Annotated in this window: 21 protein-coding genes and 1 riboswitch; of the genes, 10 read left to right on the top strand and 11 right to left on the bottom strand. The window is 69.2% G+C overall.

Translation table 11 applies throughout. The features are described 5' to 3' along the window. Nucleotides 1–265 precede the first annotated feature (265 nt). Nucleotides 266–1,318 (top strand): site-specific integrase, encoded by a 1,053-nt coding sequence (locus tag OKA11_RS14450; RefSeq protein ID WP_267221491.1) that lies wholly within the window; start codon nt 266–268, stop codon nt 1,316–1,318. Between the two features lie 113 nt (nt 1,319–1,431). Here OKA11_RS14450 and OKA11_RS14445 read toward each other — a convergent pair whose 3' ends face one another. From OKA11_RS14445 to OKA11_RS14430, 4 genes are all read right to left on the bottom strand, one after another. Next, nucleotides 1,432–3,639, bottom strand: coding sequence for an FkbM family methyltransferase (locus tag OKA11_RS14445; protein ID WP_267221489.1), 2,208 nt, complete (start codon nt 3,637–3,639; stop codon nt 1,432–1,434). Between the two features lie 173 nt (nt 3,640–3,812). Continuing rightward, entirely contained in the window at nt 3,813–6,200 is a 2,388-nt protein-coding gene (locus tag OKA11_RS14440) for a TonB-dependent receptor (RefSeq protein WP_267221487.1), read from the bottom strand. Nucleotides 6,201–6,535: 335 nt separating this feature from the next. Beyond that, nucleotides 6,536–7,888, bottom strand: a complete 1,353-nt coding sequence (locus OKA11_RS14435; RefSeq protein WP_267221485.1) for a sigma-54-dependent transcriptional regulator — start codon at nt 7,886–7,888, stop codon at nt 6,536–6,538. Then, on the bottom strand, nt 7,885–9,645 hold the full coding sequence (locus tag OKA11_RS14430; protein WP_267221482.1) for a sensor histidine kinase: 1,761 nt from the start codon (nt 9,643–9,645) through the stop codon (nt 7,885–7,887). The genes OKA11_RS14435 and OKA11_RS14430 overlap by 4 nt, the downstream gene beginning before the upstream one ends. Nucleotides 9,646–9,845: 200 nt before the next feature. Between OKA11_RS14430 and OKA11_RS14425 the strand changes: the two genes are divergently transcribed. The 4 genes from OKA11_RS14425 (at nt 9,846) to OKA11_RS14410 (ending at nt 13,434) form a co-directional block, all read left to right on the top strand. Beyond that, nucleotides 9,846–10,169: a hypothetical protein gene (locus tag OKA11_RS14425; RefSeq protein WP_267221480.1), complete on the top strand. Its 324-nt coding sequence runs from the start codon at nt 9,846–9,848 to the stop codon at nt 10,167–10,169. Nucleotides 10,170–10,180: 11 nt separating this feature from the next. Next, on the top strand, nt 10,181–11,458 hold the full coding sequence (locus tag OKA11_RS14420; protein ID WP_267221478.1) for an SDR family oxidoreductase: 1,278 nt from the start codon (nt 10,181–10,183) through the stop codon (nt 11,456–11,458). Continuing rightward, entirely contained in the window at nt 11,451–11,924 is a 474-nt protein-coding gene (locus OKA11_RS14415) for a DUF2269 family protein (protein WP_267221475.1), read from the top strand. The genes OKA11_RS14420 and OKA11_RS14415 overlap by 8 nt, the downstream gene beginning before the upstream one ends. Nucleotides 11,925–11,992: 68 nt before the next feature. Continuing rightward, nucleotides 11,993–12,234: riboswitch (cobalamin riboswitch) on the top strand. A gap of 174 nt (nt 12,235–12,408) precedes the next feature. Continuing rightward, complete coding sequence (locus OKA11_RS14410) at nt 12,409–13,434, top strand: HoxN/HupN/NixA family nickel/cobalt transporter (RefSeq protein ID WP_267221473.1); 1,026 nt, start codon at nt 12,409–12,411, stop codon at nt 13,432–13,434. Between the two features lie 75 nt (nt 13,435–13,509). Here the strand turns inward: OKA11_RS14410 and OKA11_RS14405 are convergent, their stop codons facing one another. From OKA11_RS14405 to OKA11_RS14375, 7 genes are all read right to left on the bottom strand, one after another. Next, nucleotides 13,510–13,851 carry a cupin domain-containing protein gene (locus OKA11_RS14405; RefSeq protein WP_267221471.1) on the bottom strand — a complete coding sequence of 114 codons (342 nt, stop codon included), beginning with the start codon at nt 13,849–13,851 and terminating at the stop codon, nt 13,510–13,512. A gap of 112 nt (nt 13,852–13,963) precedes the next feature. Continuing rightward, entirely contained in the window at nt 13,964–15,133 is a 1,170-nt protein-coding gene (locus OKA11_RS14400) for an MlaA family lipoprotein (protein WP_267221469.1), read from the bottom strand. A 347-nt stretch (nt 15,134–15,480) separates the two neighbouring features. Then, a complete protein-coding gene (locus OKA11_RS14395) occupies nt 15,481–16,980 on the bottom strand; it encodes a CYTH and CHAD domain-containing protein (protein ID WP_267221467.1) in 1,500 nt (499 codons plus the stop codon). A gap of 18 nt (nt 16,981–16,998) precedes the next feature. Beyond that, nucleotides 16,999–18,189: a glycosyltransferase family 4 protein gene (locus OKA11_RS14390; RefSeq protein WP_267221465.1), complete on the bottom strand. Its 1,191-nt coding sequence runs from the start codon at nt 18,187–18,189 to the stop codon at nt 16,999–17,001. 3 nt (nt 18,190–18,192) lie between these two features. Further along, nucleotides 18,193–18,657 carry a GtrA family protein gene (locus tag OKA11_RS14385; RefSeq protein WP_267221463.1) on the bottom strand — a complete coding sequence of 155 codons (465 nt, stop codon included), beginning with the start codon at nt 18,655–18,657 and terminating at the stop codon, nt 18,193–18,195. Next, nucleotides 18,654–19,364, bottom strand: a complete 711-nt coding sequence (locus OKA11_RS14380; RefSeq protein WP_267221461.1) for a ferritin-like domain-containing protein — start codon at nt 19,362–19,364, stop codon at nt 18,654–18,656. Before OKA11_RS14380 ends, OKA11_RS14385 begins: the two co-directional genes overlap by 4 nt. 95 nt (nt 19,365–19,459) lie before the next feature. Next, entirely contained in the window at nt 19,460–21,364 is a 1,905-nt protein-coding gene (locus tag OKA11_RS14375) for an FUSC family protein (RefSeq protein ID WP_267221459.1), read from the bottom strand. Nucleotides 21,365–21,598: 234 nt separating this feature from the next. On the opposite strand from OKA11_RS14375, the gene OKA11_RS14365 reads away from it, so the two are divergent. The 5 genes from OKA11_RS14365 (at nt 21,599) to OKA11_RS14345 (ending at nt 26,910) form a co-directional block, all read left to right on the top strand. Continuing rightward, the gene (locus OKA11_RS14365; RefSeq protein WP_288805772.1) at nt 21,599–22,384 is read left to right on the top strand and encodes an FCD domain-containing protein; all 786 of its coding nucleotides are present in this window, start codon (nt 21,599–21,601) and stop codon (nt 22,382–22,384) included. After that, nucleotides 22,381–23,544, top strand: coding sequence for an FMN-dependent L-lactate dehydrogenase LldD (gene lldD / locus OKA11_RS14360; RefSeq protein ID WP_267221456.1), 1,164 nt, complete (start codon nt 22,381–22,383; stop codon nt 23,542–23,544). Before OKA11_RS14365 ends, lldD begins: the two co-directional genes overlap by 4 nt. Before the next feature lie 108 nt (nt 23,545–23,652). After that, the gene (locus tag OKA11_RS14355) at nt 23,653–24,279 is read left to right on the top strand and encodes a glutathione S-transferase (protein ID WP_267221454.1); all 627 of its coding nucleotides are present in this window, start codon (nt 23,653–23,655) and stop codon (nt 24,277–24,279) included. 234 nt (nt 24,280–24,513) lie between these two features. Beyond that, nucleotides 24,514–26,274 carry a GGDEF domain-containing protein gene (locus OKA11_RS14350; RefSeq protein WP_267221452.1) on the top strand — a complete coding sequence of 587 codons (1,761 nt, stop codon included), beginning with the start codon at nt 24,514–24,516 and terminating at the stop codon, nt 26,272–26,274. Between the two features lie 303 nt (nt 26,275–26,577). Then, complete coding sequence (locus OKA11_RS14345) at nt 26,578–26,910, top strand: hypothetical protein (RefSeq protein ID WP_267221450.1); 333 nt, start codon at nt 26,578–26,580, stop codon at nt 26,908–26,910. Nucleotides 26,911–26,967: the final 57 nt, after the last annotated feature.

Below are 26,967 nucleotides of genomic sequence, written 5' to 3'. Positions count from 1 at the left end.
CTCAATACGAGTAATACAAAAGGCCCCGTAACAGGGGCCTTTTTTGCGTCAGGCAAACGCAGAGCGCCTGATAGCTTCATAGCCTGGGATACTTGCGGGCCAACTCGGCGACACAGCCCATCGATCAGCGGTCATCAGTTCAGGCCGGTGCAAGTGGATTGATTTTGGCATTTGAGCACGCCCTTTCAGATAGGGTAGCAAATGTCGGAAGCGAACCACTAGAAGCGTGTCTTGCATCGTCGGGGCGCAGGTACGGGAAGCCGGTTTGGACAGGATCGTCAGCATCTATGCGCCGGGTGAGGCGAACGTGCCGGTGCGCGGCAGCGGGCAGGCAGCGGACCGGCTGGCGCAAGTCATCGCCCTCGTGCGCGAACATGCCGGTGCCACCGATGCCGACTTGCGTTCCGCCCTTGAGGCACGCGCGCCTGCGAGCCTCAAGGCACTGGTCAACGACTTTTCCGATTACCGGGCCTTCGTCGTCAGGATGGAGAGCCCCATCGATGGGCGCAGGTTGCTGCCCGCAGATCCGGCCGAGGTCCTGGCCTACGTGCAGGATTGCCGGGCGCATGGGCAAAAGCCAGCGACCATCCGGCGGCGGCTCGCGTCGTTGCGGGCGCTGCATGGGCTCGCCGGGCTGGCGGACCCGACCGGATCGCCGCAGCTTCGTGCCATGCTTAAGGAGCTGGCGGGGCAGGGCGTGGCGGCGCCTTTGCAGGTCAGCAGCCGCAAGCCGGCATTCACGCTGGAGATCCTTCTGGAGGCCTGCGAGGAGACGCCGCCGGGTCTACGGGATGCGGCCTTGCTGGCGGTGGCCTGCGAGGCGGGGCTGAAGGTCTCGCAGGTCCTTGCGCTGGCGGCGCGGCAGGTTGTCCCCGGTGCCGAAGGGCAGGGCCTGCTGCGGCTGGCCGGCGCTCCGGAGCGGGTGCTGACGGGCGAGACCTTCCAGCGCGTCGACCGCTGGTGCCGCGCGGCGGGCATTGCCGAAGGGGCGCTGTTCCGCCGCGTTGCCGTCGTCCGTGCGAAGGGGAGGGAAGGGCGCAGCCCGGTTCCCCTGGCCAAGCTCGCCTGGAATGCGCGCGCCGGCGATGGCCATCTTGGCGAGCGGCAGGCGCGGACGGCGCGGACCGACTATGTGGTGGGCGAGCACGGGCTGACCGCAGCGGCGGTGCGGGACATCGTGCGCAAGGTGGCGGGCCGTGCTGCCGATCTCGGGCTGGTGGCGCTGCATGGGCGGGAGCGGGAGGCGGCGATTGCGGCGCTGCGCCTGCAATCGCTGTGGTGCCGGGGCGCATCGGACGAGGCCGTTCGCGGCGATTGAAGGCGAACGGCAAAGGCCGCAACCGGGGGGAGCGGTCGCGGCCTTGTCATTCGGTTGCGGGTCCCGGATTCAGGTCCCGGATTGAGGGGGCGGGTTCAGGGGACCTTTCGGCTTCATTCCGGTTTCAGCACGAACCATCCTGAGTATCGCGGCGTCGGGCCGCCTTCTCCGGCGTCGATGCGGTGGAGTTCCAGGCCGTTCGTGGTCACGAGCACGTCGATGGCCGCGACGATGTCCGGACGTTCTGGCCCATAGCCGTTTCCGGCAAGGATGCAGCCCGGACGGAGCCTTGCGAACCAGTCGGCCAGCAGGTTTTCCGCCGCCGTGCCGCTGCCATGGAGGCAGGCGTCGACGTGGATGAAGTCGAGCGTTTCGGGATCGAACATCTCGAGGGCATCGGCAAAACCCATGCGGACCAGCGAATTGCGCTCACGGTAGGGATCGAGGTCGAGCAATGCCTGCTTGTAGCGCGCGATCTCGTCGCGGACGCCTTCACTCTCGCACTCGCCCCAGCCCACGGTGAAGAGATAGCCCGCCTGGCCCTGGTCGAGGACATGCCGCGAGAAGGCACTGGAGGCATCGAGCGCGACTGCCGCGCTGCCGGGCGGGATCAGCCGGGCGACGTCCTCGTGCCGGGCGAAGCGCGCCGCGACTTCGCGCAGGCGGCGGTTGATCCGGACGTAGTCCTCGGCGTCCGGAACCGTCGGCGCCGCCGGGACGGGCGCCTCGGCAATCGAGGCCGCAAGCGGGGCTGGCGAAGCAGCCGCAGCAGGTGCAGGTGCTGGCGTGCCCATCATCATGTCGGGTTCGGAGCGGTATTCCTGGCCCTTGATGTAGAATGTGAGCGCCAGCGTGTTGCGCGCGCGTTCCAGCGGGCCCAGTTCGCCGACACTGTGCCAGCTTTCTTCGCTGCGGACGAAGGAATAGGCGGCGTTGGGCTTGAAGTCGTTGGTCTTGTAGTCCGCGAACCCCTGCGGCGTGCGGGTGTGGAAGCTGGTGCCGAGATGGCGCTGGCTCTCGTCCGCGGGCAGGTAGAACTGCAAGGTGGCGATCTTCGAGGCGGCATCGGGATGGATGCCGATGCGGTAGCCGGGGAAGTCCCGGTAGAGCAGCGGCACCGCGACGAGTTCGGGCAGTTCCTCGCCGAACCGGGCGCGCAGGGTCTTTCCGAACTTGTCGACGAGGGCGGCGGCCAGCGCGGGATGGGTGCAGATCTGCGTCATCGTCTGCCAGAACGCACGGTCCTGGGGCGCGATGCGGCCGAGCGTCGCCTCGGTAAGGTCGAGCAGGCGGCGGGTAACGCGCCCGTCGGCGGCTACCGCATCGGGGTGGACGATGGGATCGAGCACATGATCGGCGGGCAGCCGCGCGACGATTTGTGCGTAGAGTTCGGCGGGGAAGACCTCTTCGAGGTAGATGTTCTCGCTGGGCACGGCGTCGATCGGGGCCTCGGCGATGCGGCCGACGATGCCGGCGACCACGGCGTCGACATCGACATCCGGGGGGCTGGGATCCCAGTTCACGGCCACGCTGGTGGCAGGGGCATCGCGGCGGAACAGGTAGTTCAGCACGTCGCGCGTCTGGGGGGTCGCGAACGCGGCATTCTGTTTCTTGTGCTGGAACTGCAGCCCGGCAGAGGCGAGGATCTCGGTCACTTCATCCACTTGCGCGGCGTCGGTTTCGATCAGTTCGATCGAGACCGACTTGACCTCCTCGCGCGCCAGCATCTGCGCGGCACCGCGCACGATCGGCAGTTCGATGCCGTCGACGTCGATCTTCACGTGGTTCGGCACCGCCATGCCGAATTCGCCGATCAGGCTGTCGATGTCCTGGCCGACCATGCCCTGGCGGAAGGCGGGAGCGTAAGGATTGCCCCGGAAATCGAGCGCTTCGCCGAAGCTGCTCATCGAGGTGCCGAAGTCGACGCTGGCCAGGTTCATCGCCGCGATCGCCTTGCGGTCGGTCAACGCCAGGCAGAGCGGGGTGACGCGGTCCTGCAGGCCGTTGAGGCCGATGTTGATGCACAGCTGGTAGTAGTTGGCGAAATGCGGTTCGAAAGCGTGGACGCGGGTGCCGCGCACCCCGGCATAGACGCTGTAGATGCCGACATTGGCGCCGATGTCCCACAGCGTTTCGCCCGGGCGGAAGCTGTCGATCCACTCGATCGTCTCGGGCTCCTTCTGGAGCAGCGTTTCGTAGCGCCAGCCCGAGCCTTGCGCCATGTAACGGATCTCGCGGCCGCGGGCTTCGAGCCGCCCGACGTTTCCGGCACCGAGTTGCCGGCTTACCTCGCTAAAGAATCCTGCCGTGCCGGCGTTCATGACATGCCTCCAGAAAATCCATCGCCCGCAAGGATGCGGGCCGTCTGAGGATTTATAGACTGGAAACGGCCCCGAGCCGGGCGCGCGGCCGCCGGAAATGCGGCGGCGCCGGCATCGCATGACCGGGGCGGGAACTCTGCCCGCCCCGGCCGCGCATCGATCCGGACTGCGGATCAGTACTTGAAGCTGACCGTGCCGATCACCGTACGGCCCGCTGCCTGGTGGGCATAGTGGGTCGAATAGGCCTGGTCGTAGTAGAGCTTGTTGGTGATGTTCAGCGCATTGACGCGCACCGCGATAGTGTCGGTGATGTCGTAGCTGGCGTTGGCATCGAAGCGCCAGTAGCTGGGCACGTAAGTCGCGCGGGTCTTGACGATGGTGAACACGCCGTTCGTGTACGTACGGGTATCCGAGAAGCCGCCGTAGACCTTGTCCATGTAGATGGCGCCGCCGCCCAGGGTGAGCTGCGGTGTCACCTTGTAGTTGGTGAACAGCGTGAAGCTGTTCTTCGGCGTGTTCGGGAAGGCGTGGCCAGTGGCGGCCGCCGGGGCGTAGTACTTGGCCGCCGCGCCGCTTGCATCGGTGCCGGTGGTGGCGGTCAGGCCGGCGTTGAGCACCTTGGAATCCATGTAGGTGTAGCCGCCGAAGACGTTCCATTCCGGCGTGATGTTGCCGCTGAAGCCCAGTTCGAAACCGCGAATGCGCTTGGTGCCGACATTGAGCACGCCGCCGTCGGGGTTGGTGGTGCGGGCATTGGTGGTGCGGGTCTGGAACACGTCGAAGCTGAGCGCCAGCGCCTCGCCGAACAGGTTCCACTTGGTGCCCGCTTCATAGCTCGTGGTCTTGGCGACCTTGAGATCGTCGGTGCTGACGCCGGCGGTCGTCAGGCCGTTATCTTCGCTGCCCTGGGCAAGGAACGAGCCCGGCGGGATCGCCGAAGTGGCGGTCGAGACATAGATCGTGCCGTTGGACACCGGCTTGAACACCAGTCCCGCCTGGTAGGTGAACAGGTCGTCGGTGCGGTGCTGCCAGGTGCGGGCGGCGGTGAAGGGCTTGGCAACGGCTGCCGAGGCGTCGGTGTCGTAGTGGTCGTAGCGGCCGCCGATGTTCAGCTTCCAGTGCTCGCCCAGGCTGATCGTGTCGAACAGCGAGGCCGAATAGGTTTCGCTGTTCGCCAGTGTGCGCGAGTTGGCCGGGCCCTTGACGATCGAGCCGGTCCAGCTGTCGTAGGGGTTGGGATTGGCGAGATCGGTGCAGATCGCGTTGCTGCCCGCAGTGGCGGTGGCGCAGGTGACCGCGGTGGGCAGGGCGTCATAGCTGGTGCTGTTGGCGTAGTAGCTGCCATAGCCCGACTTCTGCCAGCTGTATTCGAGCGCGGCGGTGAAGCTGTGCTCCAGCATGCCGGTGGCGAACCTGCCCGAGAGGTCAAGCTGGTCGACGAGGCCCTGCTGCTCGGAATAGCGCGAGTTCACGCGGCGCGAGACGGTGCCGTAGGTGTAGACGTTGCCCTTGGAATCGTCCGGCTGGGTCCAGAGGTACTTCTGGCTCGAATCCGAGAAGCGCGCGGTGTTGCGCAGGGTCAGGCCGTTGTCGAACTCGTGCTGGAAGCGCGCGGTGAACTGGTCGACCGTGGTCTTGCGGAAATCGCGGTCGGCCAGCCCGTAATAGGCATCGCGCGCGCGAACCGAGGTGCCGGCGGGCGCGGTCTGGTAATTGGCGCTGGGCTGGTTCGCGATGGTGGTGAGATAGGGAATGCCGGTGTCGGGCAGTTCGCTGGTATGAAGGTGATACCAGTCGAGCTGCAGGCTGGTCGGGCCGTTCAGGCCGAACTTGATGGACGGCGCCACGCCCCAGCGCTTCTGCCACACCGCATCGCGACCGGCGACGTCCTGGTCATGCCACATGCCGTTGATGCGCACGCCGATGAAGTCGTTGAGCGGCTGGTTCACGTCGAGGGTGACGCGCTTGTAGTCGTCGTTGCCGTAGCTGGCGTCGAGATGGGCGAAGCGGTCGGCCCTGGGGGCCTTGGAGACGAGGTTGATCGAACCGCCGGCATTGCCCGAACCGTTGGTGACGCTGTCCGAACCCTTGGTGACTTCGATGGCTTCCACCGCGAACGTCTCGCGGCTCTGCGCGGCGATGTCGCGCACGCCGTCGAGATAGGTCGAGGCCTGGCTGTCGCTGCCGCGAATGAACGGACGGTCGCCCAGCGCGTTGCCGCCTTCGCCCGCGCCCATGGTGATGCCCGGCACGGTGCGCAGCGCCTCGGCGAGCGAGGTCGAATTGGTGTCGCTCAGCAGCCGGCTGGAAATGACCGTGATCGAGCGCGGGGTATCGATCAGCGGCGCGGTGGCCTTGGGGCTGGAGAGGGTGTCGACCTTGTAGCCGTCATCGTCGATCGCGGTATCGGACACGGTCATGCCGCCGAGGCGCGCGGGAGCGGCTTCGGTGCTGTCCTGTGCAAGCGCGGGTGCGGCGCTTGTCGCCAGTCCGATGCAGCTCAGCGCGAGATAGGCCTGCGCTGCCGTGGCGGACGAATGACGGAAACGGGAAGTGGACACGGTGCCTCCTTGTTGCAGATGATTATTATTTGCGATGGATGCGCGGATCACGGCCGAGAATGGCTTTCGATCCACGGAGAACGAGGTGCGAGCGGCTGGCGGCAGGTCGCCGCAAACGCCGCGAGACGGGCTCAGCGCAAGGCGCGGCGGTGGTGTAAAAACACCGTGACGTTCCGGCGCGCGGGGCTGGAACCGGCCGTGATCCTCATGTCTGTCCTGCCTGACTCGTTATCTATTGAGAGTGATTATTAATAGCGACAGCCAGGCCACGCAAGCTGGACAATTGTATCAATCGCCGCCCGCTCCCGCTTCCGCCCCCGCACCCGACCGGCGCCTCAGCGCAGGCCCATCCGGTCCATCTTCTTGAGCAGCCCGACCCGTGACAGGCCCAGCTCGCGGGCGGCATGGGTATGATTGTGGCCGGTCCGTTCCAGCGCTTCGGTAATGCGCAGGCGTTCGAGCGCGGCGATTTCAGCCTCCAGCGACTGCGGAGGCTGAACGGCAGGCGGCGCACCCGGCGCCGCGATGGCCTCTCCCGTGGCGAAGGCAAGGTCCTGCGCAGCGATGGCGATTCCCGCCGCGCCGCGCGGGGCCAATGCCGCCGCGCATTCGACCGCGGCGCGCAGTTCGCGCACGTTGCCGGGCCAGCGGCGCGCCGTGAGCCAGGTCAGGGCATCGGGGGTGAACCGCGCCTCGCCTTGCGCTGCACGGCGCAGGAACAGGGCGGCGAGCAGGGGCACGTCTCCGGGCCGTTCATCCAGCGACGGCGTGCGCAGGACGACCCCGCGCAGGCGGTAATAGAGGTCCTCGCGGAAGCTGCCGTCGGCGACGGCGGCCTGGAGATCGCGGTGGGTGGCGGCGACCACGCGCACGTCGGCCTTGCGCATCGCCCGCGCACCGACCGGCTGATAGGTTCCATCGGCCAGGAAACGCAGCAGCTTCACTTGCATGGCAGCGGGCATCTCGCCGATCTCGTCGAGGAACAGGGTGCCGCCCGAGGCGGTCTCGACAAGGCCGGGGCGGTCGGCATGGGCGCCGGTGAAGCTGCCCTTGAGGTGGCCGAACAGTTCGCTTTCGAGGAGGTCCGCGGGCACCGCGCCGCAGTGGATCGGTACCAGCGGCCTGGCGGCGCGCGGCGATGCCTGGTGGAGCGCGCGGGCGACCAGTTCCTTGCCGGTGCCGCTCGGTCCCAGCACCAGGACCGGCAGAGGCGTGGGCGCCACGCGGCGAACCAGATCGCGCAGGGCGGTCATCTGCGGGGAACTGCCGGCCAGGCCCATGTCCTCGCTGCCGACCGACTGCGCCTTGAGCTGCGCCACCTCGCGGGCAAGCCGCGCCCGCTCCACCGCACGTGCGACAACGACTTGCAGCATGTCGGGATCGACCGGCTTGGCGAGAAAGTCCCATGCGCCTGCCTCGATGGCCTTCAATGCCAGCGCGTGGTCGGCATGGCCGGTCATTACCACCACCGGTGCCGGGGCGAAGGCGGGGATCAGCGCCAGCCCCGCTTCGGGGGCGTGGTGCGGCGGCATGGCGAGGTCGAGCAGCACGACATCGGCGGGCAGGCGGGCAAAGGCGGCGCGGGCGGCATCGCCGTCGCCCACGGTCTCGACGTCATGGCCCAGGCTGCGCAGCCACTGGGCGGTAAGGCGCTGGAACGCGGGTTCGTCGTCGGCAAGCAGGATCATGTCGGGTTTCCGAAAGTGAGGCGCAGGCAGGTGGACCAGCCCGGTCGCGCGGCGAGCGTGACGGTGCCGCCATGCGCCTCCATCACGCGCCGGACGATGGCGAGGCCGAGCCCGGTGCCGCCGGGGCGGCGCGAGACGAAGGGGCGGAACAGGCTGTCGGCGATCTCGGCGGGAATGCCGGGGCCATCGTCGCAGATGTCGACCGTGGCGGGCGGGCCGGGCTCGGCGATCAGGGCGACCCTGTTGCCGAGCGCCCGCGCATTGTCGACGAGGTTCGCCAGCGCCCGGTCGAGCGCCATGGGGTCGGCGGTGACGGTCATGCCTGCGGGCACCTGCGCCTCGATCCCGAAGCGCCCTGCCAGCATCGCCACGTCGAGCGGGCGGGGGCTGACGGTCCAGGCCCTGGCATAGTCGAGGATGTCGGTGATGAGGTGGTTCATGCGGGCCACCTGTTCGGCGATCTCGCCGCGGACATCGGCGGGGGCGGCGGTCGCAGCCATGGCGACGATGCCCAGCGGATTGCGCAGGTCATGCGCGACGGTTGCCGCGAGCGCGCCGATTTCGGCAAGGCGGGCCTCGCGTTCCTCCGCAACGAGCCGCTGCGCGGCGGTCAGGCGGCGGGCGGCTTCCCCGACCAGCGCGGCGAGGCGCTCGGCGATGTGGCGGGTGGCAAGCGGGGCGTCGTCCCACCCGGACAGCGTCACCGTCTCGCCTGCCAGCACGAGGTGGGGGCCGTCTTCCGGCAGGCCGAGGCGGGTGCGCAGCAGGGTGTTGGCCTGTGCCGCAAGGCCCGCCGCGTCGGTCGGCTCGGCCAGTTGGTCGCGCCATGTGGCAATATCGGTCTCGCTGACTTGGCCGCCGGGAAAGACCAGCCTGTCGACCCATCGCTTCATCGGCGTCAGCACCGCCATGCCCAGCAGCAGCGTGGCGGCGAGCGCGCTCCAGGTCGCCAGGAAACCGGCGGGGCGACCGGCCAGCGCCAGCGGCAGCGCGGCGATCAGCGCGCTGGCCATGCCGGCGCCCGCCAGCAGCAGCACCCACACGAGAGCACGGCGCGCCCAGAGGTCGACGGCCATGAAACGGTGGCGCACGATGCCGTAGACCAGCGCCACCGAATAGAGCGGCAGCAGCAGCACCGGGAAGGGGTAGATCGCTATCCCCAGCGCCGGAAACGCGAAGCCGGTGAGGGCGACAAGGCCGAGGCCGCTTGCCACGAAAACGGCGCGGGCCTGCTCGCTCTGGCGGCGGATTTCGCCGCTCGCCCGGCGTTGTCCCAGCCAGGTCTGGAGCAGGCGCAGGTGCCCGGTGAGGGAGAGCAAGCCGGCTGCCCCCAGCACGCCCCAGCCGCAGGGCGAGGGCACGAAAAAGCCCGGAAAACCTCGCCATGGTACGACCGCGCCGACGCCAAACACCAGCCCGACCGTGACCGCGAAGAGCGCAGCGGCATAAGCGGCGATGGCGACCGGGCGCTCGCCGGCACAGCGGGCATAGGCAAATACCAGATGGACAAAGGCTGCGGCGGGGAGCGGGGAGAGCGCGACACACACGGTGCTGAACGTCCCCGAGGCGGGGCCAAGCAGCGCCGGTGCGGCCTGCGCGATGCTCCAGAGGGCAACACCGCAAAGGAACACCACCAGCAGCCGTCCACCCGGCAGCATTCGCGCGCGCAGCGCCACGAAGACAGCCAGCAGCAGGCTGGCGAGCGCGGTCAGCGCGAGCGCGCCGACATAGGCAAGGATGCCGAGTGCTGTATCCATCGTTAACACCATACCACGGCTTCCTGTTTACATCGTTTACATTTCGCTCTGCGCCCGGGCTGCGCGTTTCGGCGAATTCACGGCCCAGAGCATGGGGCCAGGGCATGGGCAGAGCAATTGGCGGGCCAATTGGCACGGCCGTTGCAATTCTCCTTTCACGCCTGCCGATCCCCGGCGGGCCGACCAAGGGAACCCAAGCCATGCTGGAACCGATCTCTGCCTTGCTCATCACTTATGCCCTGACCGCATTGGTCGCCACGCTCGCCGCCGTCGTCCTGTGGCGGCCGCTGTCGATCCTCCTGGCCGAACTGTGCGGCACCGAGGAGCGCTCGCGCTTCTGGACGGTCTGGTCGATGGTGATGATGGTCGCCACGCCGATGCTGTTCGTGTCGCTCAGCGATCTGGCCACTAGTCCGGCGGACCTTATTCGCGGCACAATGACGAGCGCGCTGATGGGCGTGTTGCTGGCGCTTGTCGGCATGGGCTGTGCGGTCTGGACCCGCAGCCCGCGCCGCGACGCGTGAGGGCGGCGGCGATGCATGTCCTGATCGTCGGGGCGGGCGGCTTCATCGGCCGCCATGTCGCCGCCCGCCTGCTGGCCGCCGGTGCGCGCGTGACGTTGGCCGCGCGCGCGCCGGAGCGGCTGGCGCGGTCCTTTCCCATGGCCGAGACTCTCGTCTGCGACCTTGCCCACGACACCGTGGCGGACTGGGCGCCGCGCCTTGCCGGCATCGACGCGGTGGTGAACTGCGCCGGGATCATCGGCAACCGCGCCGACTATGCGCGGGTCCACGACGAGGGCGCGCGGGCGCTGTTCGATGCCTGCCTGGCGGCGGGGGTGGGCAGGGTGATCCAGATCTCCTCGCTCGGCGCCGACGAGAGCGGGGTGACCGCCTACCACCGCAGCAAGAAGCGGGCGGACGATCACCTCATCGCCCTCGATCCGGCGGGCGAGCGGATGGGCTGGGCGGTGTTGCGGCCCTCGCTGGTGATGGGGCGCGGCGGGGCGAGCACGGCGCTGTTCACGGCGCTGGCGGTGCTGCCGCTCATGCCCCGGCTCGGGGCCGGGCGCTGGCAGGTGCAGCCGATCCATATCGACGATCTGGCACGGGCGGTCCTGCGGCTGCTGGAGCGGCCCGGCCCGCTGGCCTGCCTGCTCGATGCCGTGGGGCCACAGGCGGTCAGCACCGATGAACTGACCGAAGCGCTGCGCGGCTGGCTGGGGCTGGGGCGGGCGCCCAAGCTCGCCTTGCCGAAACCGCTGCTGGCGCTGGTCGCCCGGCTCGGCATCGGTCCGGCCACGCGGGAGAGCCTGACGATGCTGGCGGCGGGCAACACCGCGCCATCCGCGCCGTTCGTCGCCGCGCTGGGCTTTTGCCCGATGACGCCTGGCGAGGCGCTCGCCCGGCAGCCGGCATGCGCGGCGGACCTCGTCGAAGCCCGCCTCTGCGCGTTGGCGCCGGTGCTGACGGGATTGCTGGCCATGGTATGGCTGAGCGGCGGGATCGTCTCGCTGGCCTTTGCGCCGACCGCGACGATTGCCCCGTGGCTCGGCCGTGTCGGCCTTGCTGGACCCGGCGCGACGGCGGCGCTCTGGGCCGGATCGCTGGCGGACATCGCGGTGGGCCTCGGCCTGATCCTGCGCCGCCGCGGCGCGCCGCTCGCGGGGGCGGCGCTGATGGCGGTCTATACCGCGATCCTGACCGCCGCCGCGCGCGAACTCTGGGCCGATCCGTTCGGTCCGCTCGTCAAGAACCTGGCCGTTCTCGGCCTGTCGCTGGCCCTGTTTGCGATGGAGGCGCGCCGTGGTTGACTATTTCCTGCTCAAGACGGTCCATATCCTCAGTTCCACCTTGCTGCTGGGCACCGGGCTCGGCACGGCCTTCCACGGCTGGATGGCGAACCGCAGCACGAGCCTTGCGGCGCGGCGGGTGGTGAACCGCAATGTCGTGCTGGCGGACTGGCTGTTCACCGCGCCTGCGGTCATCGTCCAGCCGGTGACCGGCGTGTGGCTGGCGCGGCTTGCGGGCTTTCCTCTGAGCAGCGGCTGGCTGGTCGCGGCCATGCTGCTTTATGCGGTGGTGGGGGCCTGCTGGCTGCCGGTCGTGGGAATCCAGATCGCGATGCGCCGGATCGCCGACGACACGCCCGAGGGCGCGTCTTTGCCGCCGCGCTATCACCGCCTGGCGCGCTGGTGGTTCGCGCTCGGCTGGCCCGCATTTCTGGGCGTGATCGTGATCTTCTGGCTGATGACCGCCAAGCCGGAGATCGCGTTATGACCTGCGCGCGCTTGCGGGCGGGCCGGGCGGGCGCTACCAAGGCACCTGCCGAGCCGCGCTCACGCACGTTTCGGCATGATCGCGCCGGTGCCCCGAAAGGGGCTTAATAGGGAATGCGGTGGGAGGGGGGCCCCCTCGAATCCGTGGCTGTCCCTGCAACTGTAAGCGGCGAGCGCGATGCATATCGCGGCGGGACAAGGATCTTCGCCGCAGCCACTGGGCCGGACGCTAAATCCTGCGAGGCCCGGGAAGGCCGTGCATCAAGCGATGACCCGCGAGCCAGGAGACCTGCCGGCGCATGGTCGCTCTTGCCTTGGTCCAGGGGATGGCCGCGGCACGGAAACTCCGTCTGAGCGACGCATGTGCGGCGGGGGCCGCACCGGCATTCGTGCCGGGCGTCAGGTGGCGTCCGTCCGGCACGGCGATGCCGGCCGCAGGCGCGGCAGGCTCCCCGCCCGGTTTCGCTGGCGCCGACGGGGTTTTCATGGGTTTCCTTTCCTTCACCTTGCGCCGCCGCATCACGGCGGTGTTCGCGGCGCTGATCGCCGCCAATGTCCTGGCCTGGGTCTGGGCCTTTGCCGCCTTTCACGGCAATACGCTGATGCTGGGCACGGCGCTGCTGGCCTGGAGCCTGGGCCTGCGCCACGCGGTCGATGCCGATCACATCGCCGCGATCGACAATGTGACGCGCAAGCTCATGCAGGACGGGCAGCGCCCGCTGACGGTGGGCCTGTGGTTCGCGATCGGCCATTCCGCGATCGTCCTCGTCGCGGCGACGACGATCGCGATTGCCGCCAGCACCCTGTCCGACTTCGAGGCGATCGGCGAGGCGGGCGGGGTGATCGCCACGGTCATCTCCGCCGCTTTCCTGTTCACCATCGCGATCATGAACCTGGCGATCCTGCGCGGGGTCTGGATGCGGTTCCGGCAGGCGCGGCGCGGCGAGATGCCGAATGAGGACGACCTCGACATCCTGCTGGCCGGGCGCGGGCTGATCGCGCGGATCCTGCGCCCGCTGTTCCGGCTGGTGCGATCGAGCTGGCACATGGCGCCGCTGGGTTTCCTGTTCGGGCTGGGGTTCGACACCGCCACCGAAGTCGCCATCCTCGGTCTTTCGGGCGCCCATGCGGCGGACGGCATCGCGCTCGGCACGCTGCTGGTCCTGCCGGTGCTCTTCGCGGTGGGCATGGCGCTGATCGACACCGCCGACGGCGTCATCATGCTGGGCGCCTACGAATGGGCTTTCGTGAAGCCGATCCGCAAGCTCTACTACAACATCACGATCACGGCGATTTCGGCGTTGGTGGCGCTGGTGATCGGCTCGATCCAGACTGCCGGGCTGTTCGCCGAGAAGCTGGCGCTCCAGGGTCAGCCCTGGGACGGCGCCCGGGCGCTGTCGGAGCGCTTCAACATGCTCGGCTTCCTGATCATCGGCCTGTTCGTGGCCTGCTGGCTGGCGAGCTATGCGATCTACCGCTGGCGCCGGTTCGACGAGATCGAACTGGGGTAAGGGAGTTCGGGTGGGGGAGTGGGCCGGGGCCGCGCTGAAAATGCCCCTTTGGGGCATGTTTCAAAGGGGCGCCTCTCAGGCCTCGCCGATGTGGACCGCGAGCCAGATGGTGGGGCTGGCGGTCTGGGTGACGCGATGCGGCATGCCGGCGGGGATCATCAGGTGCTCGCCGGCTGCCAGTGTGCGGCGGTCGGTGCCGTCCAGCAGCAGTTCGGCCGCCCCTTCGAGCACCAGCACCCATTCGTCCCAGTCCTGCACGTAGGGCTGGTCGGGCGGGGTGGTCTGGCCGTGCGAGACGATCCGCTCGATCCTCACGCCCGGCGCGCGCAGCAGGTCCTCGAAGCGTTCCTGCGCCTCGTCCCCCGGCGCGACGGCCAGGAGATTGCGCGGGGCATCGGGGGCGAGGTTGCTTGCCACGGCGCCGACTAGAGCGTTTCCCGATCTGATTGAATCAGATCGGGCGCTACAGATTCTTTGTTTTCCGCGTTCTTCCGGGTCACTGCGTGTTCCACTCCGTTCGAAAAACGCTCTAGGCTGCAGGTTGCGGGATCGGCTGGACGACCGGCTGGGAGATCATCTGGACGGGGGCGGGGGCAGGTGCGGGTGCGGCTGCAGGTTCCGGAACCGCGGGTTGCACCGGCTGGGCTGCCGGTGCCTGGCCTGTCGCATCCTGGCCCGCTGGTTCCTGCGCTGGTTCTGCGGCCGTCTTGCCGCCGGCGGTGCGCATGCTGGGGCCGTAGACCGGCACGACATCGGGCAGGGTGCGGCCATGCAGCGCCTCGATCTCGGCCTTGCGCTGGCGCAGGTAGAGTTCGCGATAGGCGGCGTAGGGGCGGTCTTCCTTGCGGATCTTGTTGATCTCGTCGTCGAAGGCGGCGCGCTCGCCAAGCTGGTTGAGCACGATCATCGGCAGCGCCACTTCCGGCTTGGTGAAGGGCTTGCCGAGCAGGGCGGGGGAGGCAAGGTTGTCCACCGAATCGCCGATCAGGTCGCGCAGTGTCGTCGGGCCGATGATCGGCAGGTACATGTAGGGCCCGGGGCCGACGCCGTAATAGCCCAGCACGTTGGCGAGGCCATTGGGACGATAGGGCAGGTGGAAGGGCTTGCGCTTGGCCACGTCCATGACGCCGCCGACGCCCAGCGTGGTGTTGATCGCGAAGCGTCCCACGGTCTCCATCGCCTTGCCGGGCTTGAGTTCGAGCAGGAAGGCCACGAAGACCACCGGCTCGCCCAGGTTGGTGAAGAAGTTGCGCAGGCCCTGGCGGATCGGGCGCGGCAGGCCCTTGTTGTAGGCCTTGGCGACAGGTTCGACCACCGCGCTATCGACCGCCTGCACGGCCTTGAACGACTGTTCGTTGATGCGCTCCAGCGGGTCGCCCGGCGGCGGCGGCTTGCGGCGGGTGACGAGAATGTCGTCGCCGATCGTCTCGTTGTCGGCGCCCGGCTCGCCGGCCGGCACACCGGCCTGCTGTTGGGCCTGCTGTCCGGCCGTCGCGGCAGCGGGATCGATCAGGGGCACCGGGGATGCGGCGAAGGCGGGCAGGGGGACGCTGACCGGCCCGCCAGTGACCGGAGTCCTCGCGACCGGAGCCCCTGCGGCGGGCTGGGCGGCGGGGGCGGCATCGGTCTGGGGAAGGTCGCCCCCTTCAGGAAGCGCGGAACCCATCATCAATACGACAGCGGCGGCCGTCAGACTCATTCGATCGTCCTTGTCGGGTGGCCGCCGGATGCGGGGCCAACCTTGCAGAGTAGAGCAGGCTCCCGGCGCGGTCTCGACGGAGAATCGAGGGGGCGGATCGCGCGGGGGGCGGCAGTTGCTTGAGCGGCCTTGCCGGGGGGCGCCGCAGGTCGGGCGGCAATGTTCGATTGCCATTGGAAATGCGGCTATGCGCGTTTGCCGCTGGAAATGCGGCTATGCGCGATTGCCGCTTTCGTCAATCCAGTGCCAGATCGGTCGAGGATCCTTTCGATGAATGGGGCGATGGAACGGTTTTCGGACGATATTGCCTGTCGATATTGGGGGGCGCGAGCCCGCCCGCAACCCCATCAACGCCAGAAAGGCCTTGCGGTTGCGAATTCGTCGTAATCCTTCGCGGCCGCACGCAGCAGGCGGGCCTGTTCGGCCTGTTCGGCCTGTTCGGCCTTTTCGGCATCGGCGGTCGGACCCCGGCGCGGCGCCAGGCCCAGGCGGGCGCGGACCGCGGGTGCGGTGACCCGGTCGTTGAGCGTGCCGAGCCGTTCCTGCAGCCGTTCCACGCGGGCGACAAAACGCCTGGCGCGGCGGCCTTCGCGTTCCTGCGGATAGAGCGCGGCAAAGAAGTCGGCCGCATAGCGCAGCTTCTTGGCGGCCTTGCGGACGTCATGGCGGGCTTCGTCGCCGAGCCCCGCCAGATGGCGGCCGCGCTTGCGCAGGATCTTGCGGCGACGGGTCAGCACCGCGGCGGCAAAGGCGCCGAGGGACAGTTCGCCCGGAGCAGCTTCGGGGGCGGCGCGGCGCCAGCGGCCGATCGCGATCCATTCGGCAAGGTCGAGCATCAGCAGGCGGCACCGCTTGGAGCGCAGCGCCGCCGCCGCTTCGCCCGCAGCCTTGCGTCTGGCGGCGCAGAGCGGGGCAAGGGCCTCAGGATCGTCGTCGTTCGCGAGCAGCACGTCGATCTCGCGCATGGCGCCCAGCTTTCCGGCCAGCCATTGCAGATCGCGCTGGAAGCGGGCCACCTTGCGCGGGTCCCGTACCACCGGGCGGTAGAGCGAGAGCGCCGAGCGCAGCCGCCGGATCGCGACGCGGGCCTGATGCAGCGCATGGGCATCGCCATGGTCGAGCAGCGCGGGCAGGTTGCGGTGAAAGTGGCCGAGACAGTGGCCGACGATCAGGGCGAGCGAATCCGCCACGCTCATTTGCGGGGTCAGGCGGATCCGCCCCGCCTTGGGCGCGGGCGCCGCCGCCGCCAGCAGGCGATAGCCGCGCTCGGCCTTGCTGAGCACGCAGATCCTTGCGGGAACCCGGGCCTCGATCTCGCGGGCAAGGGCGAACAGCGCGTCAAGCGCCGCGCCCTTGCGCTCCAGTTCCACCTCGCAGAGCGGCGCCAGACGTTCGCCCGCGACGATCCGTCCTTGATCGAGCGCGATCTCGATGCCGTCGCGGTTCCACACCCGCCGCTCGTTCTCGACCACAAAGACCGGCGCCAGCAGCGCGGTGCGGTGGCCGAGCAGGGCGGTCACCGGATTGTCGTCGTCCAGCACCGGCTGGTTGCCGGCGATCTCGCGCTCCCACTCGCTGCGCACGAGCATGCCGGCGGCACTTCCATCCGCCTTGATCGTCTGCTTGTGGCGCCGCCCGCTGCGCCGCACCCGCAGCGACAGGCCCGCGCGGGCCAGCGCATGGTCCGGCGTGTCGAAATAGGTCGATTCCTGGGAAACCAGCCGGGGCGCACCGCCCGCCAGCCCGCAGTCGGCCAGCAGGTCTGTCAGGAGGTCGGCCAGCAGGTCGGCATCGTAGGGCGAGAGTTCGAGCTTGAGCTCTTCTTCGAGTGCGCTGGTGTCCGCCATGGTTTCCCCGTCCTGCGTTCAGCCTGCCGCGCGGATGCGGGCCTGCCCGTTCGTCTGGTCGCCTTGCCCCGCCGCGCCGGGAGCCAGGGCACGGTAGATCCGGGCCACGCTCCGTCCGGCGGCATCCCAGGAATAGGCGGCGCTGTCCCGGCGGGCCGCCGCGCCCATCGCCTGGCGCACGTCCGGCGCGGCGGCCAGCGCGGCAAGGCGGCCGGCATAGGCCGCGACGTCCTGGGGCGGGCAGAGGAAGCCGGCGGGAGCCTGCCGCTGATCGCCGGGACCGAGCAACATGCGGGCGCTGGGCGCATCGGCGCTGACCACCGGCACGCCCGAGGCCATCGCTTCGAGGATGACGTTGCCAAAGGCCTCGGTGGTGCTGGGGCAGAGCATGGCATCGGCGCTGGCGACCGCCCGGGCGAGCGCGTCACCGGCGAGATGGCCGGTCATCACCGTTCCGGGAAGCGCGGCGAAGGCAGCGGCCGCCGGGCCCGCGCCGACCACCAGCGCGCGGGCGGGAACCTCCTTCTGCAAGGCGCGCATCGCGGCGGTGAACGTGGCGATACCCTTTTCGAGCACCAGCCGGCCGAAGAACAGCACGACAAAGTCCTCGTCGCGCAGGCCTTGCGCCTGCCGCCATGCCATGTCGCGGCGGGAGGGGTGGAACAGGCTGCGGTCGATCCCCCGGCTCCAGACGCTGACGTGATCGTCGCCGCGCAGCCGTGCGAACTGCTCGGCAAGGGCGGGGGTGGGGGCCAGCACGTGGTGGCTGCGGCGGTAGAACCGGTCGAGATGCGCGCAGATCAGCGGGCGCAGCCAGCCCAGCCGGTAATAGTCGAGGTACGTCTCGAAACGGGTGTGCATGCTGGCGACGACGGGGATGCCGCGGCGCAGGGCGTACGTCTGGGCGCGGGTGCCGAGAATGTCGGGGGCGGATACGTGGATGATGTCCGGCCGGAACTGCTCCAGGTCGCGGCGGACGCCGTGCGGCAGGCCGAGCGCCAGCCGGAACTCCCGGCGCCGCGGCAGCGCGACCGAGGGGACCGGGACCAGCGTGCCGGACGGTTCGAAGGCCGGGGTCTGGGTCACCGGGGAATAGGCGCGGACTTCGCAGCCTTCGTGCGTTTCGAGATGGGCGGCCAGCCGGTTGAGCGCCTGGTTGGCGCCGTCGCGAACGTAATTGTAGTTTCCGGAGAAAATGGCGATCCGCATGAGTCAGACCTGCCGGAAGTTGAGAACGGCGTTGAGCAGGAACACGGCCAGCCCGGCAATGACCGAAACGAGGGTACGGGCGATCAGGTAATGCATCGGCGTGAAATAGAGCAGGGCGGCGAAGAGGGCCATGGTGAGGAGCAGCCCGAGGCCCGAATTGGCCAGGAAAAGCAAGTATCCGGTATGCATTCCGCGCGCGCTTCCGGGAAATATCCACGCACGCCCAATGACATAATGCAGCGAGTTGGAAATCAGGAAACTGACGCCGGCAGCCCCCACCGCGCCCACCGCCAGCCGCTCCACCAGCAGCCACAGGATGCCCAGGCCCACCAGGAACACGCCGATGCTGACGGCCGTGTTGCGGGCCAGCATCGCGGCGACCCGGCGGGACAGCAGGCGGCCGGCGAGCGAGGGACCGGCGGCCGCCGGCAGGGGCGCGCTTTCGGGCTGCGCCAGCGGTTCGCTCATCGCTCCATCGCCGTTCCCGGCGCGATGGGGCCGGCGGGAGCGGCGCTCCCGGTGGCGCTTTGCGCATCGGCGGCATCCGGCCAGTCGGTCCGTCGGCGCTTGAACGGGTTGAGGAACAGGACCGGCAGTTTCAGGAACAGCAGTTCGGAATGGATGAAGGTGTCGGTCCAGCGCTCGCGGCGGCGATAGGGGCGGGCGCGGCGCCGTGCCAGCCAGCCCTCGTAGGGGGCCCAGTGGCTTGGCTCGTCCTGGCGGATCACGCGGAAGATCCGCATCAGCACGGGATCGCTGCGCACGAAGCGGTTGGCCAGCAGTGCCTCGACCTGGCGGTAGCCGCGCTGCTCGGTCAGCGAGATCACCCGGCACAATCGCTCGAACAGGTCGTCGCGGTCGATCACGGCCTGGGTGTCGAGCCGGTCGATGGTCCGCCCGAAGACGAGTTCGACGAAGCGGTCGATGTGGCCGAAACGGCGGTCGAGCGCGAGCGGCATGACTCCGCGCAGTTCGAACCACCTTCGGAACATCACATAGTGCTTGCGTTCGTCCCGGCGGTGCTGCTCGATGGCGCGGATCAGGTCCAGATCGTCGGGAGAGCGGGCGCGCACCGCCTGCAGCACCCGGTCGATCGCGGTGTAGCCGCGATGTTCGTTGTAGAGGTAGATCGATCCCAGCACATCGAGATAACGCTGCCTGATCCCGCTCATCATGCATGCCTCCATGCGAAAGCGTTCTGAACGCGCTTCCTCAGGCGGAAATCATGAACCCAAACGGGCGGGAGGGGAAGAGGGGCGCCATTTGCCGGTCATCGCGGCTGGCCATCGAGGCCAGACTGCCCGAGACGCCGATGCCAGCCGATCGCCGCCTGCCCGGCAATCGTGCGCAAGTCGCGCAAGGCGCTGCCCTGTTCGGCAAGGCGGAAGCGGCGCGGCAGGCGGCCGACATCGTGGAGGGCGATCTCCGCCTCGACGCTGGCCAGCCCGGCGCGGCGGCGGGCGGCCTCGATCTCGGCGACCGGCACCCGCGCCTCCACGGCGTCGAAATAGGCACGGTTGGCGGCGATGCCCTCCGCGATCCGGACCTTGAGCGAGGCGCCGAAGTCCGGCCAGAGCAGGAACACCGCCAGCAGCGCGGCGAGGCTGCCGATCACGTTGTCGATGATCCGCGCTCCGGCAATGCCCGCGCCGGGCTGGAGCATCTCGGTGACGATCACGAAAAGCATCGTCAGGAACACCACGAAGGCGGTGTAGTTGACCGAGCGCAGCGCGATCGCGTCGCAGGCGAGCGCCAGGGCCAGCAGCGAAAGCGCCAGCGGGCCTTGGAACACCAGCAGCAGCGCCATCGCGATCAGGCCGCCGAGCAGGCTGCCGAGAATGCGCTCGAGGCAGCGCGTCCAGGTCACCCGCGCGCCGCCCTGCAGCACGACGACAACCGCCATCGCCGCCCAGTAGGGATAGCCGAGGTGGAGCACGATGGCGGCGTAATAGACCGCGATCAGCCCGGCCGACTGGCGCAGCGCCTGACGCAGGGCCGGGCGCAGGGCCGGGCGCAGGGCCGGGCGCAGGGCGGGCGGCGCGATGCCTTGTGCGGGCGGGTCGGGTGGCGGAGGCGCAGGGGCGGGATGTGCAAGGCCTTCCAGCGCCTTGGCAAAAGCCAGCGTGCAGCCGGCAAACAGGCTTTCCCCCAGGCGCGGTCGCAGCCGGTCCAGCCGCGCCGCCGCCCAGAGCAGCGGAGGCGGTTCGTGGTGCGCGCGGGTCTGCGTCAGGCGCCAGGCCAGCAGGGTGGTGCGGCAGGCGCGGGCGGTGGCGAGCCGTTCGCCGACCGGGCCGATCCGGTCGATGTAGGCCTGGTCGAGCGCGATCAGCGCCGCGAACAGGGTTTCGGCGGCACCGCAGGCGCGGGCGTAGGGGCCGGTCGCCGCGGGATCGCCGGCATAACGCTCCAGCATCGCCCGCAGGCGTTCGATCGCCATGCGCACGGTGCGGCGGTGTTCGGCATGTTCGCTGTGCCAGCGGTCGTCCCGGTGTCGCCCCTCGCCCAGCACCACGAGGCTGTCCGCCATGTCCTGAAGGCGGATGACGACCGCCTCGCTGGCGCGGGCGAGCGGCAGCAGCGGGTCGATCCGCCAGAGGTGGTTGATGAGCAGGTAGGCCCAGGCCGCGCCGCCCAGGAAGGCCGCAGCCTGCACGCTCGCCAGGGCCAGCGGCTGGCGGAAGCCCACCGCGACCACCGCGACGACCGCCAGCAGCGTGCCCAGCAGGCCGCCATAGGCGATGCGCGACGACCACAGGACGGCGGCGAAGACAAACAGCGGCCCGACGATCATCCCCGCGAAGGGCGCGGCGGCGGCGATCCACGAGCCGGTCAGCGCGATCAGCGCGCCGCAGACCACGAAGATGCCGAGCAGGCGCCGTCGCAGGCGGTCCGGCCCGGGGGCGTCGCACAGGCAGGTCCAGAAGGCCGCAAACACCGCCCAGCCCATGCCGGGGTGGCCGCTGCCGACCGCAACGCTCAGCGGCAGCGCCACCGCGAGCGCCGCGCGCAGTCCCTCGGCAGGGTTGAACTGCTCCGGCACCAGCCCGAACGAGCGCAGTTCCAGCCGCCGCGCCGCCCAGCGCACCAGGGTGCGCGCCTGGGACCGCTGGGCGCGCGGGCGGGCGATGGCGGCGGGTCGGGACGGGGCGGAAGCAGTGGCGGCAGGATCGGTCATGACGGTCGGCCGACCCTGACGCCTGCCGCCCCGCGCATCAACCCGGTTTCGCGGCGGCGAGGATCGTTCTGACCGGAAGGGCCTGAAGGGAAGGTGTGCATTCGGTCCTACCAATTTGTCTTGATCCGCCGTTTAGACTATCGGATAGAGCGAATCACGCCGTTTGTTCGGGAATAATGGTAGGACCAATTAGCCGATGTGCCCGTTGCCCGTTCCTGGTGAAAGGAGCGCCGCGTGAGCGCCTTGCCCGACCGGCTCGAGGCGATGATCGCGGCCCGCGCGCTCGGCCCGGGGGACCGGCTGCCCGCCGAACGCACGCTGGCGGCGGACCTCGGGGTGTCGCGCTCGGCCTTGCGCGAGGCGATCAAGCACCTTGCCTCGCGCGGGCTGCTGATGAGCCGCCAGGGCGGCGGCACTTACGTCGCGGCGCCGCCGGAGGGCGAGCCGCTGCGCGATGCGCTGCTGGAACTGGCGCCGCTGGCCCGGGGCGAGGCCGGCTACTGGCGCGACGTTCTGGAAATCCGCAAGTCGCTGGAAGCCGACGCCGCCGCCTTCGCCGCGCGCCGCGCCGACGCGGCGGACCGCGCGCGGATCGCAGCGGCCTGCGATGTGCTGTCCTGCGCGCTGCAGTCGGAGCGGAGCGATAGCGGGGCGGCAGCGGCCCCGCTGGAGCTGGCCAGGCTCGACGCCGCCTTTCACATGGCGATTGCCCGCGCGGCCCACAATGCCGTGCTCCATCAGGTCATGATCGGCCTGCAGGGGCTGCTCGAAACCAGCATTTCCGACAGTCTGGCACGGCTCTACCGACTGCCCGGCGTGCCCGGCCAGCTCGATCTCCAGCACCGCCGGATCATGGAAGCGGTGCTGGGCGCGGATGCCGAGGCGGCGCGCGCCGCCGCCATTGCCCACCTGCGCTACGTCGAGAACCGGCTGGAGGACATCGAGAGCGATGCCGCCCGCCAGCAGCGCTCGGCGCAGGCGCTACGACACATCAGGAACACCGAGGACGCCCCGTCATGATCATCTCCTCCACCACCGACTACCGCGAGGCGGCCCGCCGCCACCTGCCGCCGTTCCTGTTCCACTACATCGACGGCGGTGCCTATGCGGAGCAGACGATGCGGCGCAACATGGCGGACCTGCAGGATCTTGCGCTCAGGCAGCGGGTGCTGAAGGGGGTGGGGCAGGTGGACCTGTCCACCCGCGTGTTCGGCGAGGACTTCGCGCTGCCGGTGGCGCTGGCGCCGGTCGGCCTCACCGGCATGTATGCGCGGCGCGGCGAGGTGCAGGCAGCCCGCGCGGCGGCCTCGCGCGGGGTTCCCTTCACGATGTCCTCGGTCTCGGTCTGCCCTATCGAGGAAGTGCAGCCGGCGATCGACCGGCCGATGTGGTTCCAGCTCTACGTGCTCAAGGACCGCGGCTTCATGCAGAACGCGCTCGACCGGGCCTGGGCGGCGGGCGTGCGCACGCTGGTCTTCACGGTCGACATGCCGGTACCCGGCGCGCGCTACCGCGACCGCCATTCGGGCATGTCCGGGCCCCACGCGGCGATGCGGCGGATGCTGCAGGCGGTGACCCATCCCGGCTGGGCCTGGGACGTGGGCCTGATGGGGCGCCCGCACGACCTCGGCAATGTCTCGGCCTATCTTGGCAAGGCGATCACGCTGGAGGACTATGTCGGCTGGCTCGGCGCCAATTTCGACCCGTCGATCGGCTGGCGCGATCTCGAGTGGATCCGCGAGAGCTGGAAGGGCTCGATGGTGCTCAAGGGCATTCTCGATGCCGATGACGCCCGCGATGCGGTGCGTTTCGGCGCCGACGGCATCGTCGTTTCCAACCATGGCGGCCGCCAGCTCGACGGCGTGCTGTCGAGCGCGCGGGCCCTGCCGGTGATTGCCGATGCGGTGAAGGGCGAACTGACGCTCATGGCCGATTCCGGCATCCGCTCCGGCCTCGACGTGGTGCGCATGCTGGCACTGGGCGCCGATGCGGTCATGCTCGGCCGCGCCTTTGTCTATGCGCTGGCGGCGGGCGGCGCGTTGGGGGGAGAGGCGGGGGTCGCCAATCTGCTCGACCTTGTCGCCAGCGAGATGCGGGTGGCGATGACGCTGACCGGCGCGCGCGCGATCGGCGAAATCTCGCGCGAAAGCCTGGTGAGCGCGGGGCTGGTCGCGCCCTGATCCGCCTGCCGGCCTAGGCGCCGCGATGGCGCCGCGACGGCGCCCCGGGAGCGCGGGCAGCGTTTGCCGTTTGCATTGCCGGCGGCGCGCGGTCATGGGCAAGCGATCATGAACGAGCCTATCCTCTACAGCTTCCGGCGCTGCCCTTATGCCATGCGGGCGCGGCTGGCGCTGCTGGTCTCCGGCATGCGCTGCCAGCTGCGCGAAGTGCGCCTCTCCGCCAAGCCGGAGGCCATGCTCACGGCCTCGCCCAAGGGCACCGTGCCGGTGCTGGTGCTGCCGGACGGCACGGTCGCCGAGCAGAGCCTCGACATCATGCGCCTGGCGCTGGCGGGCCGCGATCCGGAAGGCTGGCTGGGGCGTGAGGATGCCGCGCTGATCGCGGTCAACGACGGCGCGTTCAAGCATGACCTCGACCGCTACAAGTATCCCGAGCGGCACGATGCCGACGCGGCGCGGCACCGCGCGCGCGGGCTGGCGTTCCTTGGCGAACTGGACGCCCGGCTGGCGCGGGCGCCGTTTCTGGGCGGGGCCGCGCGCGGGTTCACCGATGCCGCCATCGTCCCGTTCGTCCGGCAATTCGCCGCGGTCGACCGGGCGTGGTTTGCCGGGCTGGAACTGGCGCACCTGCGGCCGTGGCTGGAGGCCTATCTGGCATCACCGCTGTTCGCCGCGGTCATGGCGCCGGTCAAGCCGTGGTCGCCCGAGGCGGATCCGGTGTACTTTCCGGCATGATCGGCGGCGGCCTGATGCCATGCCGGCCCGGCATATCCGTTCCGGGTATGCAAGCCGCCTGGTAAAAATAGTGCGGCAACTGTCCCGTCCGGGAAACAGACGCAACAAACGAATATCGACCGGCGCCTATGATATCATAACGTTTATGTCCTAGGGCGGAAGGCAATGGTTTGCGAATCGTTAGTCCCGCGCCTGATTCGAAAGGCTCTGGCTGCCTCCGGCACGATCCTGTGCATGATCGTGTGCGGGGGATTGTTGGGGCTGGGCTGGGCAACGCCGGCGGCTGCCGAGATCCTGCGGATCGGCCAGCCGCTATGTCATGCCGTGAGCGGGGTCGTGGCGGCAGAGGGGGCCGAGCCGCCCGCATTTTCCTGTAGCGGGGAGCCGGCAGGCTACCAGCATGGCACGCTCTGGCTGCACGCGATGCTCTCGCCCGACGCGGGAATCGTGGCGGGCGAGCGTGACGATCTCTCGCTCATCATCCACAATTCCCGCTTCGACCGCCTGATCGTGACGTTCTTCTACGCCGATGGCGCGGTGGAGCGGCAGGAAGTGCGCAGCGGCGATTTTGGCACGCACTGGCGGGCGGGTGGGCAACTGGCCTTCCGCGCGCCGCACCGCGACGTGTCGCTGGTGGGCGTGACGATGCAGTTCGACAAGGTGGCCAGCGCACGGCTGCTGCGCATGCGGCTGGTCGAGCGCGGCGAGGAAAGCACCCAGACGACCGGCCTTGCCACCCTGATCGGCGCGGCGCTGGTGCTGCTGCTGGCAGGGGCGATCTACAATGCGTCGCTGGCCTTTGCGGCGCGGCGGCAGTTCTCGGCCTGGCAGTCGGCCTGGGCGGTCTGCATGATCGCATGGGGGGCCTGCTGGTCGCAGTTGCACTTGTTCTTTTTCCCCGCGATGGCCGGCGCGATCTCCGCGCAGATCTGCACCGGGCTGTCGTGTCTCGCCATTGCGCTGGCAACCCTGACGGCCGTCACCGCGCTGGAAGCGCCTTACGTCAGCCCATGGCTGCGGCGCAGCGCGCTGGGGCTGACGGGCAGCGTCTTTGCGCTCGGCATCCCGCTGTCGTTCATGAGATCGGGGCCGATCGATACGCTTGGCAGCGTGCTCGGCGTGCTGGTGCTGGCCAATCTGGTGGCGGTTGCCGCGTGCATCGCCCAGGCCTGGCGGCGCGGCAGCGGCGAGGCCCGCAACTTCGCCGGGGCCTGGGCGGTGCCGATGATCCTGCTGGGATCGACCAGCTTCTTCGATGCGGACGCGATGTTCTGGGGCGGCGGTTCGCAGATCCTGGTGCTGTTCGCGGCGGCCTGGCAGACGCTGTGGCTCTCGGTCACGGCCACGCGCTCGCATGCCTTGCTGCGCGCGGAACGCGACATGGCGCGGCAGGCCGAGGCGCGGGCGCAGGATCTCGCCCGCCGCGATGCCCTGACCGGCCTGCCCAATCGGCGCGGCTTCATCGAGCGGGTGGGCACCGTTCTCGCGGCCTCCCGGACCAGGGGCGAGCCGGTGGCGCTGCTGGTGATCGACGTCGACTGGTTCAAGTCGATCAACGATGCCTTCGGTCATGAGGCGGGCGACATGGTGCTGGAGCGCATCGCCAGCTGCATCGCCCCTCACGAAAGCGCGACGTGCACGGTCGCGCGGCTGGGCGGCGAGGAATTTGCGATGATGCTGGCCGGGATGGCCGGTTTCGATCTCATGCGGTTTGCCGAGAGCCTGCGCCAGCGCATCGCGGAGCAGGATCACGGCGCGGTGATCGGCGGGCGCAAGGTCACCGTCAGCATCGGCATGGCGACCACGTCGGGCGCCGCCGATTTCCGCACGCTCTACCGCCTTGCCGACGAGGCGCTCTACGAGGCCAAGCGGGCCGGGCGCAACCAGGTGGCGATCCGCCTGCTCGAGGGGGCCGAGCCCTATGCCGACGATCAGGACCTGGCCGGCGGCCAAGACCTTCCCGGCGGCCACGACCTCAACTTGGACAAGGGCTGAGCGCGCATGAGGGGCGCGGGCCGGGCGCTTGTCCGCGTGGGCCCAGGCGGCGTGGACAAATACAGCGGGGATCGGAGCGACCGAGTTGGGTGGTAAGCGGACGCGGACGCGGACGTGGACGCTGCCCCAAACACCCCGCTCATGCTGAGCTTGTCGAAGCATGGGGGCTCAGCGCCCCGCTTCGGGGCCTTCGACACGCTCAGGCTGAGCGGGTTTGGTCTGGTTGGGTGGGTAGCAGGCACGAGACTCAGGTAGTAAGTTCCTGCCATGGAAAAACTGTGGTCAGACGAAGATCGTGCTCGGATGAGGACTGAGCTTGGCTTCCAAAAGTGGGAAGCCATGGGGCATTTCTTGAGTGATGGCGACTACCTCGGCTTCAATCAATCCAATTACCGTGATGCAATTGGCGAATATGAGAAGGCTTGGTTGCTGCTGAGCACACAGTGGCAGCAACAGACAGGCGGCGCTGACATTCTTAAGGGTATCGCCGACTTTGCGCTGCGGTCAGAGGACCCTAGTTTAGCCTCGGAAATATTGAACGGTCTGTTGCCTCGCGCAAATCAGATCGCTGATGCTTCCTTGCGAGAAGCATGTGAAAAACTTGCGGATTTAGTAGGCCAGCGGGAACACGATTAGGCCTCCTTTAATGTCCGCAACGGGGCGTAAACGGCCGCTCGAATTTGTCCACGCGCC

The sequence above is a fragment of the Novosphingobium clariflavum genome, assembly GCF_026420865.1.
Classification (GTDB): Bacteria; Pseudomonadota; Alphaproteobacteria; order Sphingomonadales; family Sphingomonadaceae; genus Novosphingobium; species Novosphingobium clariflavum.
The sequence above is the reverse complement of the archived record's forward strand: the minus strand, read 5'-3'. Positions and strand labels throughout refer to the sequence as shown.